Genomic DNA, 12774 nt, shown 5'->3' with positions numbered 1-12774 from the left:
AATACGCACTAGAATTCTTTTATATAGACGATTAAATTTAACCTTTATTAAGTTTTGCATTTTACTGTAGGAAAATATGAAAAAATTATTAATGCTATGTTGCTTGGGTTTAAGCAGTCATTCTGTCTGGGCTGACACTTTAGTTGAAATGCAAACAAATTTGGGCAACATAGAAATACAACTTTATGATGAGAAAGCCCCAATCAGCGTGAAGAATTTTAAAAGCTATATAAAGTCGAACTTTTATAAAGATACGATATTCCACCGCGTAATTCCTGGTTTCATGGTACAGGGTGGTGGGCTTACTACAAATATGCAGGAAAAGACCACTCGAGCACCAATCAAAAACGAAGCTGGAAATGGAATTGGTAATACGCGCGGAACCTTAGCAATGGCTCGTACCGCAAATCCTGACTCAGCTACTAGTCAGTTCTTTATTAATGTCGCAGATAATAGCTTTCTAAATCGCTCTGCTGGTAATGCGGGCTATGCAGTTTTCGGAAAAGTGATTAAAGGAATGGATGTGGTTGACCGTATTGTAAAAGTACCGACAATCACTGATGGCATGCATCAGAATGTCCCAAAACAACCTATTAAGATAATAGAAATGAAAATCAAAAAAGAATGAAAATAAATTATTTTAATATTATTGATATTTATCAATAACTTAATTTATTATTTTTACTTTTTTTGATTTTGGTTGGGTGAAAAAGAATCGATCAAACACATATGTTTGGAAAAGTGCTTGCGTACCAATTTTTTTCCCCTATAATGCACTCATCCCGACGCGATACATGAGAATATCTTAGCTTACAGGGTTAAGATGAAAAACTTAGTATTGCGTTGAATTCTGTCTCTGACGAAGAGCAGAAAGATCATTAAGAGATTATGAAGAACAACTTGTGTGGATTTTTACTGATTGATTGATCGAAATATTATCATTGATTGATTGGTTTAAATTACTCGAAGTTTATTTGAGCGAAATTTAAGTCAGAAAATTGATGAGCCAGAATTGGCACCTTGTCTTTAATAAGGTGCAAAATGATTTTTAACTGAAGAGTTTGATCATGGCTCAGATTGAACGCTGGCGGCAGGCTTAACACATGCAAGTCGAGCGGAGTGATGGTGCTTGCACTATCACTTAGCGGCGGACGGGTGAGTAATGCTTAGGAATCTGCCTATTAGTGGGGGACAACATTTCGAAAGGAATGCTAATACCGCATACGTCCTACGGGAGAAAGCAGGGGATCTTCGGACCTTGCGCTAATAGATGAGCCTAAGTCGGATTAGCTAGTTGGTGGGGTAAAGGCCTACCAAGGCGACGATCTGTAGCGGGTCTGAGAGGATGATCCGCCACACTGGGACTGAGACACGGCCCAGACTCCTACGGGAGGCAGCAGTGGGGAATATTGGACAATGGGCGCAAGCCTGATCCAGCCATGCCGCGTGTGTGAAGAAGGCCTTATGGTTGTAAAGCACTTTAAGCGAGGAGGAGGCTACTGAAGTTAATACCTTCAGATAGTGGACGTTACTCGCAGAATAAGCACCGGCTAACTCTGTGCCAGCAGCCGCGGTAATACAGAGGGTGCAAGCGTTAATCGGATTTACTGGGCGTAAAGCGCGCGTAGGCGGCTAATTAAGTCAAATGTGAAATCCCCGAGCTTAACTTGGGAATTGCATTCGATACTGGTTAGCTAGAGTGTGGGAGAGGATGGTAGAATTCCAGGTGTAGCGGTGAAATGCGTAGAGATCTGGAGGAATACCGATGGCGAAGGCAGCCATCTGGCCTAACACTGACGCTGAGGTGCGAAAGCATGGGGAGCAAACAGGATTAGATACCCTGGTAGTCCATGCCGTAAACGATGTCTACTAGCCGTTGGGGCCTTTGAGGCTTTAGTGGCGCAGCTAACGCGATAAGTAGACCGCCTGGGGAGTACGGTCGCAAGACTAAAACTCAAATGAATTGACGGGGGCCCGCACAAGCGGTGGAGCATGTGGTTTAATTCGATGCAACGCGAAGAACCTTACCTGGCCTTGACATAGTAAGAACTTTCCAGAGATGGATTGGTGCCTTCGGGAACTTACATACAGGTGCTGCATGGCTGTCGTCAGCTCGTGTCGTGAGATGTTGGGTTAAGTCCCGCAACGAGCGCAACCCTTTTCCTTATTTGCCAGCGAGTAATGTCGGGAACTTTAAGGATACTGCCAGTGACAAACTGGAGGAAGGCGGGGACGACGTCAAGTCATCATGGCCCTTACGGCCAGGGCTACACACGTGCTACAATGGTCGGTACAAAGGGTTGCTACCTAGCGATAGGATGCTAATCTCAAAAAGCCGATCGTAGTCCGGATTGGAGTCTGCAACTCGACTCCATGAAGTCGGAATCGCTAGTAATCGCGGATCAGAATGCCGCGGTGAATACGTTCCCGGGCCTTGTACACACCGCCCGTCACACCATGGGAGTTTGTTGCACCAGAAGTAGGTAGTCTAACCGCAAGGAGGACGCTTACCACGGTGTGGCCGATGACTGGGGTGAAGTCGTAACAAGGTAGCCGTAGGGGAACCTGCGGCTGGATCACCTCCTTAACGAAAGATTGACGATTAGTAAGAATCCACAACAAGTTGTTCTTCATAGATGTATCTGAGGGTCTGTAGCTCAGTTGGTTAGAGCACACGCTTGATAAGCGTGGGGTCACAAGTTCAAGTCTTGTCAGACCCACCATGACTTTGACTGGTTGAAGTTATAGAAAAGAAGATACAGAACTGATGATGTAAGCTGGGGACTTAGCTTAGTTGGTAGAGCGCCTGCTTTGCACGCAGGAGGTCAGGAGTTCGACTCTCCTAGTCTCCACCAGAACTTAAGAGAAGTTCAGATTACAGAAATTAGTAAATAGGGATTAGATCTTAGTTTATTAACTTCTGTGATTTAAGTATCACGGTATTAAGCATGACCTGACGAAGGCATGTTTATTCATTAACAGATTGGCAAAATTGAGTCTGAAATAAATTGTTCACTCAAGAGTTTAGATTAAGCAATTGATCTAAATGAATTGAGAACTAGCAAATTAACTGAATCAAGCGTTTTGGTATATGAATTAGATTGAAGCTGTACAGTGTTTAAATACACAGTACTTCAAACTGTAAGAGATTGATGAGAAATCATTGATCATGTCTTATTACTCCTTGTAGGTAATAACGACTGTTTGGGGTTGTATAGTCAAGTAATTAAGTGCATGTGGTGGATGCCTTGGCAGTCAGAGGCGATGAAAGACGTAATAGCCTGCGATAAGCTCCGGGGAGGCGGCAAATATCCTGTGATCCGGAGATTTCTGAATGGGGGAACCCACCTACTTTAAGGTAGGTATTGCAACATGAATACATAGTGTTGCAAGGCGAACGAGGGGAAGTGAAACATCTCAGTACCCTTAGGAAAAGAAATCAATTGAGATTCCCTTAGTAGCGGCGAGCGAACGGGGATCAGCCCATTAAGTTATGTGTGTTTTAGTGGAACGCTCTGGGAAGTGCGAACGTAGAGGGTGATATTCCCGTACACGAAAGGGCACACATAATGATGACGAGTAGGGCGAGGCACGTGAAACCTTGTCTGAATATGGGGGGACCATCCTCCAAGGCTAAATACTCCTGACTGACCGATAGTGAACCAGTACCGTGAGGGAAAGGCGAAAAGAACCCCTGTGAGGGGAGTGAAATAGATCCTGAAACCGCATGCATACAAGCAGTGGGAGCCGACTTGTTCGGTGACTGCGTACCTTTTGTATAATGGGTCAGCGACTTATATTCAGTAGCGAGGTTAACCGTATAGGGGAGCCGTAGAGAAATCGAGTCTTAATAGGGCGTTTAGTTGCTGGGTATAGACCCGAAACCAGGCGATCTATCCATGAGCAGGTTGAAGGTTGGGTAACACTAACTGGAGGACCGAACCCACTGTCGTTGAAAAGCCAGGGGATGACTTGTGGATAGGGGTGAAAGGCTAATCAAGCCTGGTGATAGCTGGTTCTCCCCGAAAGCTATTTAGGTAGCGCCTCGGACGAATACCATAGGGGGTAGAGCACTGTTTCGGCTAGGGGGTCATCCCGACTTACCAAACCGATGCAAACTCCGAATACCTATGAGTACTATCCGGGAGACAGACTGCGGGTGCTAACGTCCGTAGTCAAGAGGAAAACAATCCAGACCGCCAGCTAAGGCCCCAAAATCATAGTTAAGTGGGAAACGATGTGGGAAGGCATAGACAGCTAGGAGGTTGGCTTAGAAGCAGCCACCCTTTAAAGAAAGCGTAATAGCTCACTAGTCGAGTCGGCCTGCGCGGAAGATGTAACGGGGCTAAAACTATGTGCCGAAGCTGCGGATTTGACTTTTAAGTCAAGTGGTAGGGGAGCGTTCTGTAAGCCGATGAAGGTGTATTGAGAAGTATGCTGGAGGTATCAGAAGTGCGAATGCTGACGTGAGTAACGACAAAACGGGTGAAAAACCCGTTCGCCGAAAGACCAAGGGTTCCAGTCCAACGTTAATCGGGGCTGGGTGAGTCGACCCCTAAGGCGAGGCCGAAAGGCGTAGTCGATGGGAAATTGGTTAATATTCCAATACTTCTGTGTAATGCGATGAGAGGACGGAGAAGGTTAAGTCAGCCTGGCGTTGGTTGTCCAGGTGAAAGGAAGTAGGCATGCATCTTAGGCAAATCCGGGGTGCTCTATGCTGAGATCTGATAGCAAGCTGTACTTGTACAGCGAAGTGGCTGATACCATGCTTCCAGGAAAAGTCTCTAAGCTTCAGTTACACAGGAATCGTACCCTAAACCGACACAGGTGGTCAGGTCGAGTAGACCAAGGCGCTTGAGAGAACTCTGCTGAAGGAACTAGGCAAAATGGTACCGTAACTTCGGGAGAAGGTACGCTGTTGTTGGTGATGGAACTTGCTTCCTGAGCTGATGACAGCCACAGAAACCAGGCCGCTGCAACTGTTTATTAAAAACATAGCACTCTGCAAACACGAAAGTGGACGTATAGGGTGTGATGCCTGCCCGGTGCTGGAAGGTTAATTGATGGGGTTAGCGTAAGCGAAGCTCTTGATCGAAGCCCCAGTAAACGGCGGCCGTAACTATAACGGTCCTAAGGTAGCGAAATTCCTTGTCGGGTAAGTTCCGACCTGCACGAATGGCATAATGATGGCGGCGCTGTCTCCAGCAGAGGCTCAGTGAAATCGAAATCGCTGTGAAGATGCAGTGTACCCGCGGCTAGACGGAAAGACCCCGTGAACCTTTACTGCAGCTTGACATTGAACTTTGACCTTACTTGTGTAGGATAGGTGGGAGGCTTTGAAGTTGGAACGCTAGTTCCAATGGAGCCGTCCTTGAAATACCACCCTGGTAATGTTGAGGTTCTAACTCTGCCCCGTAATCCGGGGCGAGGACCATGTCTGGTGGGTAGTTTGACTGGGGCGGTCTCCTCCTAAAGAGTAACGGAGGAGTACGAAGGTGCGCTCAGCGTGGTCGGAAATCACGCGTAGAGTATAAAGGCAAAAGCGCGCTTAACTGCGAGACCCACAAGTCGAGCAGGTACGAAAGTAGGTCTTAGTGATCCGGTGGTTCTGTATGGAAGGGCCATCGCTCAACGGATAAAAGGTACTCTGGGGATAACAGGCTGATACCGCCCAAGAGTTCATATCGACGGCGGTGTTTGGCACCTCGATGTCGGCTCATCTCATCCTGGGGCTGAAGCAGGTCCCAAGGGTATGGCTGTTCGCCATTTAAAGAGGTACGCGAGCTGGGTTTAGAACGTCGTGAGACAGTTCGGTCCCTATCTACCGTGGGCGCTGGAAATTTGAGAGGATCTGCTCCTAGTACGAGAGGACCAGAGTGGACGAACCTCTGGTGTACCGGTTGTGACGCCAGTCGCATCGCCGGGTAGCTATGTTCGGAAGGGATAACCGCTGAAAGCATCTAAGCGGGAAGCCTACCTCAAGATAAGATTTCCCTAGGACTTTATGTCCTCTAAAGAGCCGTTCGAGACTAGGACGTTGATAGGTTGGATGTGGAAGCATAGTGATATGTGAAGCTGACCAATACTAATTGCTCGTGAGGCTTGACTATACAACACCCAAGCAGTTGTATATATAGCATCAATCGATTCATTAATGTACAAATCAACTTGATTTAGTTATACGCTTAGCTAAAATGAACAAAATATCAAGACTCAATCAGCCCATCTGTAAAGATTTGGAAAACGCATCGGCATATTAAGACCAATGCTAGTATCCATACCAGTTGTGCTGGCGACCATAGCAAGAGTGAACCACCTGATCCCTTCCCGAACTCAGAAGTGAAACCTCTTAGCGCTGATGGTAGTGTGGGGTTTCCCATGTGAGAGTAAGTCATCGCCAGCTCATTATTCTAAACACCCCCAACCTAAGTTGGGGGTGTTTTTTTATGCAAGGGAAATAGCGTAATAATAAATAAGCGTGCTGATTTTATATAGAAATTTTATCAAAAAGATTAAAAAATAGGCAAAATATGAAAGTATAAACTAAGAAATAATATCTCAATTTAGGTGTTTTATTAGAATAGTATTTTTTTTAATTAATGAAATCGAAGAATTAATCAATTTTAGGTAATAAAAAATACAGTTTTAAAATCAGATTTGCATACTAAGCATGTTCTATGAATATAATAATGACAAAGTTTCTTATTTTTAGGTGTTTACGTGAAAATTAATTCCTTCTCTTCAATACCTGAGGATGATGATGAACTCTCTCTCCCTGAATTGGTCTATTGGGCTTCTTTAGGTGATCTAGATCAGGTAGAGCAATTACTTTTAGACGGACAAGATCCTAATCAGGCAGATGATGAAGGTTATAGCGCTTTGCAAGCAGCCGCTGAAAATGATCATTTAGAGATAGTTAAACTCTTGGTAGGAAAAGGTGCTGAAGTCGCTTATAAAAGCGAATATACAGCGTTACAGCTTGCAGAAATGGCTGGTAATATAGATGTAGTAAATTATTTAAAAAGCTTATAAAAATAAAAGGCCTCTTATTTTGGTTATAGAGGCCTTTTTAAAATTTAAGATAAATGATATTTCTGTAGTTTCTCAACAATTGATTGAAGTCCTTTTACTTCAAATTCATTAGCCTCGAATTTTTCATCTTTATTGCGTTTAAAAATATCTCGTATCTCTATCACAGCATTTGGATCAACAATACTTAAACTTGAGGTGACTTGACGTATTTGGCTGATAGAGCGAGAACCATTCGTTGAACCATAACCAATAAATGCAGCAGGTTTATTGCTCCATTCTTTACCAACATAGTCCAGAGCATTTTTTAAAGCTGGACTGTAACCATGGTTGTATTCTGGGCTAATAAAGATAAAAGCATCTGCTTGAGCAATTTTGTCTGCCCATTCTTGTTGTTTAGGTTGATCATAAATTCCGGTAGCGGGTGGGTGAGATCCTGAAAATAGAGGTAAATCCCATTCTTTTAAATCGACTACTTCGGTTTGGAAGTCATTTAGACCCAATGTTGGAATTGTTGATTCTAGCCAATTGGCAATTTTAATTGCTGTACGTCCTTCACGAACACTTCCCACGACAATATAGACCAGCATGTATTTTTCCCAAGGATTTTTATACTTATAACTTAATTCATTATATGGGTAGCTGAGAATATAGAATTTGTAAGGATTCTTATGTTATGAAAAAAATTCAATAAAAAAAAGCCCTCATTCAGAGGGCTTTTTATTTACATGAGTTTAACGCCTTGTTGGCCTTCGGGAGTTACCTTGAATATTTCTACTTCAAAGGTAATATTTTTTCCAGCTAACGGGTGATTAAAATCAATTTCTGTAATGTCATCATTAACTGACTTCACTACACCAAATAACGTAGTTTTTGCCTTATCTTCAAATTCGATCATGTGACCAAGAATAGGACGTTGTTCAAACTTAACTGTATCGAAAGTTTGAATATTTTCCGGATTCCATGGACCAAATGCATCTTCTGGCGGAAGATGTACTGTACGACGGTCACCAGCACGTAAACCAAATAATGCTTTTTCAAAGCCTGGTAAAAGATTTCCGTCACCAATCGTCAAGGTAACAGGTTCTTCACGGTTACGTGTATTATCGATTTCTACACCATTTTCAATAGCGACGGAAAAGTGTAGATCGACTTTAGAGCCGTCTGTAATACGAATTTCTTCGTTAGGTTGGATAATTTCGGTCATATTATGCATCCGAATTTTGGTTGCGTTGCTTCTCAAGGAAGAATGTATCAATGAGTAGCAAGATGGTACCTAAGGTAATGGCACTGTCCGCAATATTAAAAGCTGGAAAGTGATGATTTTGATAATAAACATGAATAAAATCGACCACATAACCCAGGGTAATACGGTCAATTAAATTGCCTAAAGCTCCACCTAAAATTAAAGCGATGGCTACAGGTAGCACCACCATCTTTTTAGGCATACGAAGCAACCAAAATACAAAAAGGATTGAAACTAAGCCTGCTAAAGATGTGAAGAAATAGCGCTGCCATCCTCCCGCATCAGATAAAAAGCTAAAGGCTGCACCATAGTTATGTAATAGTGTCCAGTTTAAAAATGGAAGCACAGGCACTGGATCTGCGTAGTTCAGATGCGTACTTGCAATCCATTTTGTCCATTGATCCAACACAATGGCAAGGACAGAAAGTCCAAGCCAAATGAGGTTGTGTGGATAAAACTGGAATAAGCCTTTTTTAGCTTGTGAATTAGGCATATTTTCTCACTTCGCCACGACCAGTGACGTTCACAATACAACGACCACATAAACCAGGATGATCGGCATACGTATTTACATCTGGAAGGACATGCCAGCAACGTGCGCATTTTTCACCTTCAGCTGCAGATATTTGTACACGTAAGCCTTCCATTTCAGTTGCTTCACCTTGTTCAGCAAATGGATGTACTACTACTTCTGAAGTAATAAGAACAAAACGGAGTTCATCAGCCAGTTGGTTTAAAACTGTTTGTAATGATTCATTTGCCCAAAGTTCAACTTTGGCTGAAAGATTACTGCCGACAAGTTTAGCGTTACGAGCTGCTTCAATCTGTTTATTTACTGCAGATTTTACGCTAATCAATGTTTGCCAATCTTCTTCAGAAAGAAGGTTTGCTTTTGATGAAACAGGTAAGTCATACCATTCTGAAGTAAATACATACTTTTCAGTTTGTTCTGGAATGAGTGGCCAAGCTTCTTGAGCAGTAAAGCTTAAGATTGGACTCATCCAACGAATAAATGCTTGAACGATATGGTAAAGCGCTGTCTGTGCAGAACGGCGTGCCTGAGAATCCGCTTTAGTGGTGTATTGACGATCTTTGATAATGTCTAGGTAGAAACCACCTAAGTCATTAATACAGAAGCTTGTTAACGTACTACATACCACATGGAAGTTCATTTCCTCATAGGCAGTAATAATCGTTTGTTGTACTTCGTTTGCACGCTGCAAGATGTATTGATCTAGAGCAATTAAGTCATCTACAGCTAAAGCATCTGTGCTCGGTTTGAAACCATTTAGGTTAGCAAGCAAGAAACGTAATGTATTACGAATACGACGATAGCTATCACTTACACGGCTAAAGATTTCTTTAGATGCTGCAATTTCATAGCGATAGTCACTAGAAGCTACATATAAACGTAAACCATCAGCACCAAGCTGTTTGATGATTTCTTCAAGCGGAATGTAGTTGCCTAAAGATTTCGATAACTTACGACCATTTTCATCTACTGTAAAACCATGGGTTAACAAGGCTTTATATGGTGCACGATTGTGAATTGCCATAGACGTTAATAAAGAAGACTGGAACCAACCACGATGTTGGTCTGAACCTTCTAAATATAAATCTGCAGGACTTTCTAATTCTTCACGTTGCTCAAGTACAGCATAATGTGTTGTACCCGAGTCGAACCATACATCTAGCGTATCGCGAATAGCGTTATATTGTGCAGCATCTTCACCAATGAAGTCTTTCGCGTCACGTTTGAACCATGCTTCGATACCTTCTTGTTCGATCAGTTGTGCAACTTCTTCGATAAGTTCAGGTGTACGAGGGTGTAATTCGTTCGTATCTTTATGAACGAAGAAAGGAATTGGAACACCCCAAGTACGTTGACGTGAGATACACCAGTCCGGACGACCTTCAATCATTGACTCAATACGGTTTTTACCCCAGTTCGGTACAAACTCGATATCATTTTCAATCGCGTTAAGCGCACCTTCACGTAAACCTTTTTGATCCATGTTAATGAACCATTGTGGGGTTGCACGGAAGATAATAGGAGTTTTGTGACGCCAGCAGTGTGGGTAGCTGTGTTTGATGGGTTGATGTGCCCATAAACGGCCTACAGCGCCCAAAGCTTCGATGATCTTTGGATTGGCTTTATAGATGTGCTCACCCGCATAGATTGGAGCAGTCGGTAAATAAACACCGTTACCACCCACTGGATTATCTACTGTAAGGTTGTATTGAAGACCTACTTTATAGTCGTCTGCACCATGGCCAGGCGCTGTATGTACTGCACCTGTACCGCTTGTTGCGATAACGTGTTCACCTAAAATCACTGGAACTTGACGATCAGTGAGTAGCGGGTGTTGTAAGGTAAGGTTTTCAAGTTTGTTACCAGTAAAGTCTGCTAAAACGACTGGATTTTCAAGTTTATAACGTTCAATTGCTGAAGCAACTAAGTCTTTAGCAAGAATGAAGTTCTGCTTACCGCGCTCAGTAGTTACTTGTACCAATTGATATTCAATTTCGGCATGCAAAGCAACGGCTTGGTTCGCAGGTAATGTCCACGGTGTAGTCGTCCAGATCACGATATCTGTTGGGTCTTGAACTTCTACGTTTAAACGGGCACTTAAATCTTTTAGATCTACAACACCAAAACCAACGTCAATTGCGTCAGATTTTTTATCTTCATATTCAACTTCAGCTTCAGCAAGTGCTGAACCACAGTCCATACACCAGTTCACTGGCTTTAAGCCTGGCTGGATATGACCATTTTTTTGGATTAAACCTAAAGTACGAACAATATCGGCTTCTTGTTTATAGTTCATGGTGAGATAAGGGTTATCCCAGTCACCTAAAATACCAAGACGTTTAAAGTCAGTACGCTGTAAATCAATTTGTTTTAGGGCATATTCACGGCAGAGTTTACGGAAAGTCGCTGCATCAACTTTTTCGCCAACTTTACCTACTTTTTCTTCAACTTTTAGCTCGATTGGCAAGCCATGACAGTCCCAACCCGGAACATAAGGTGCATCGAAACCAGCCAAAGTACGGCTTTTTACAATCACGTCTTTGAGTACTTTATTGACTGCGTGACCTAAGTGAATTGTACCGTTCGCATATGGAGGGCCATCATGCAAAATATATTTTTTCTTGCCAATACGCGATGCACGAATCTGCTGATAAATGTTGTCGGTATACCACTCTTCTAACCATTTCACTTCACGTACTGCCAAATTTGCTTTCATTGCAAATTGAGTATCTGGCAGGTTTAGCGTGGCTTTGTAGTCCACTGCATTCTCAGGAGTTTGCTTATCGCTCATGCAAGTTTTCATCCAGTTTAATCAGCTTGGGAGCCGACATGTTTTACAATCAAAATTCGAATTAAAAAGGAAATTGTGTCGTGTCGTTACGGTATTGTCGTAACTGCTGCACGTCATTATCAATTCCTGCCTTAAGTGCTTCAAGCGAAGGGTAGTTCAATTCACCATGAAGATAGTGAAGGAAAGTCACCCGCATAAATAAGCCATACAGATTAGCAGAAACATCAGGGAAATGTACTTCTAATCTCCACTCTGGATGTTCTTGCTGAATGGCTGGACGTGTACCGACATGCCCCGCGCCATATAGGCTGTTTTCATGATATCCGGCAATTCCCGGTTTTTCAGGTGTATCTTGACGCACTTTTTGAGTGAGTGAAGTTGTTTCACAAATGACTTCAACACCATAAATCCCATTTAAACAGGGCTTGTGGCGGTTGAGACGAACGTTAATGGTTGGAAAATCGAGAGTTCGGCCAATCTGGTCGCCATATTGGACACGTCCAGTAATACTGTAAGGACGGCCTAATAATTTAGCTGCTAAGGCAAGGTTTCCTACCTGAAGTACTTGGCGAATACGAGTTGAACTTACGCGTTCACCTTCGAGTTCAATCGTATGTAGATTTGTGACCCCAAATCCGTAATCTTTTAAAAACTCGCTGTTGCCTTGACGGTCTTTACCGAAATGAAAGTCATCTCCTAAAACCAAAGTTTGCGCGTTTAATTTATCTTTTAATAAGTCTGCAAAGGCTGATGCACTCAGGCTACGGAAATGCTCATCAAATTTAGCAACTGCAATGTAATCAACCCCAAGCTCAGCTAGGTATTCAACTTTTTCTCGTAGTGAATTAATACGAGGAGGGGCATCGTAGCCTTTAAAGAATTCAAGAGGTTGTGGCTCAAAAATCATAACCAATGTTTTTAAGCCTTGTGCTGCAGCAATTTTTTTGAGTTGAGCAATCATCGCTTGGTGACCTAAATGGACACCATCAAAATTACCAATAGTTACAGCTGTTTGAGGTAACTGAAAATTGGGCGATAACGCATTAAGACGAAGCAGTTTCATGAACTTAAAATATGGCTATTTTTGCAAGGGCTATATATTGCCATAATCTCACAGATTCGTCTTGTTGTTGTGTTTTTACTCAGTTATTTTTCAATATGAATATTTACATATCT

The 12774-nt window shown here is 42.7% G+C and carries 7 protein-coding genes, 2 tRNA genes and 3 rRNA genes; 7 read left to right on the top strand and 5 right to left on the bottom strand.

Annotated features, from left to right (window positions below):
- Positions 1-76: 76 nt before the first annotated feature.
- From F935_RS15245 to F935_RS15215, 7 genes are all read left to right on the top strand, one after another.
- Positions 77-628: a peptidylprolyl isomerase gene (locus F935_RS15245; protein WP_016139703.1), complete on the top strand. Its 552-nt coding sequence runs from the start codon at positions 77-79 to the stop codon at positions 626-628.
- A 421-nt stretch (positions 629-1049) separates the two neighbouring features.
- Positions 1050-2587: ribosomal RNA gene (locus F935_RS15240) — 16S ribosomal RNA — on the top strand.
- 59 nt (positions 2588-2646) lie between these two features.
- Positions 2647-2723, top strand: a tRNA-Ile gene (locus tag F935_RS15235).
- A 56-nt stretch (positions 2724-2779) separates the two neighbouring features.
- A tRNA-Ala gene (locus F935_RS15230) sits at positions 2780-2855 on the top strand.
- A 361-nt stretch (positions 2856-3216) separates the two neighbouring features.
- Positions 3217-6110: ribosomal RNA gene (locus F935_RS15225) — 23S ribosomal RNA — on the top strand.
- A gap of 178 nt (positions 6111-6288) precedes the next feature.
- Positions 6289-6403 (top strand): 5S ribosomal RNA (gene rrf / locus F935_RS15220).
- Together the 16S, 23S and 5S rRNA genes with 2 tRNA genes alongside form the textbook arrangement of a ribosomal RNA operon.
- A 317-nt stretch (positions 6404-6720) precedes the next feature.
- Positions 6721-7032 carry an ankyrin repeat domain-containing protein gene (locus tag F935_RS15215; protein ID WP_016139702.1) on the top strand — a complete coding sequence of 104 codons (312 nt, stop codon included), beginning with the start codon at positions 6721-6723 and terminating at the stop codon, positions 7030-7032.
- Between the two features lie 44 nt (positions 7033-7076).
- On the opposite strand, the gene F935_RS15210 is transcribed toward F935_RS15215, so the two are convergent.
- From F935_RS15210 to ribF, 5 genes are all read right to left on the bottom strand, one after another.
- Positions 7077-7619, bottom strand: a complete 543-nt coding sequence (locus F935_RS15210) for an NADPH-dependent FMN reductase (protein WP_016139701.1) — start codon at positions 7617-7619, stop codon at positions 7077-7079.
- 134 nt (positions 7620-7753) lie between these two features.
- On the bottom strand, positions 7754-8236 hold the full coding sequence (locus tag F935_RS15205) for an FKBP-type peptidyl-prolyl cis-trans isomerase (protein WP_016139700.1): 483 nt from the start codon (positions 8234-8236) through the stop codon (positions 7754-7756).
- Position 8237: 1 nt separating this feature from the next.
- A complete protein-coding gene (gene lspA, locus F935_RS15200; RefSeq protein WP_003655819.1) occupies positions 8238-8768 on the bottom strand; it encodes a signal peptidase II in 531 nt (176 codons plus the stop codon).
- Positions 8761-11598: an isoleucine--tRNA ligase gene (gene ileS / locus F935_RS15195; protein ID WP_016139699.1), complete on the bottom strand. Its 2838-nt coding sequence runs from the start codon at positions 11596-11598 to the stop codon at positions 8761-8763. The genes lspA and ileS overlap by 8 nt, the downstream gene beginning before the upstream one ends.
- A 61-nt stretch (positions 11599-11659) precedes the next feature.
- Positions 11660-12661, bottom strand: coding sequence for a bifunctional riboflavin kinase/FAD synthetase (ribF, locus tag F935_RS15190; RefSeq protein ID WP_016139698.1), 1002 nt, complete (start codon positions 12659-12661; stop codon positions 11660-11662).
- Between the last annotated feature and the right edge of the window lie 113 nt (positions 12662-12774).

The organism is Acinetobacter calcoaceticus ANC 3811 (genome assembly GCF_000399665.1).
Taxonomy (GTDB): domain Bacteria; phylum Pseudomonadota; class Gammaproteobacteria; order Pseudomonadales; family Moraxellaceae; genus Acinetobacter; species Acinetobacter calcoaceticus_B.
Note: the sequence above shows the minus strand (reverse complement) of the source record. Positions and strands in the feature narration are given on the sequence as shown.

Coding starts and splice junctions, on each gene's coding strand:
- lspA (WP_003655819.1), bottom strand. CDS start 8,768: ATGCCTAATTCACAAGCTAAAAAAGGCTTATTCCAGTTTTATCCACAC.
- ribF (WP_016139698.1), bottom strand. CDS start 12,661: ATGAAACTGCTTCGTCTTAATGCGTTATCGCCCAATTTTCAGTTACCT.
- F935_RS15205 (WP_016139700.1), bottom strand. CDS start 8,236: ATGACCGAAATTATCCAACCTAACGAAGAAATTCGTATTACAGACGGC.
- F935_RS15245 (WP_016139703.1), top strand. CDS start 77: ATGAAAAAATTATTAATGCTATGTTGCTTGGGTTTAAGCAGTCATTCT.
- F935_RS15210 (WP_016139701.1), bottom strand. CDS start 7,619: ATGCTGGTCTATATTGTCGTGGGAAGTGTTCGTGAAGGACGTACAGCA.
- ileS (WP_016139699.1), bottom strand. CDS start 11,598: ATGAGCGATAAGCAAACTCCTGAGAATGCAGTGGACTACAAAGCCACG.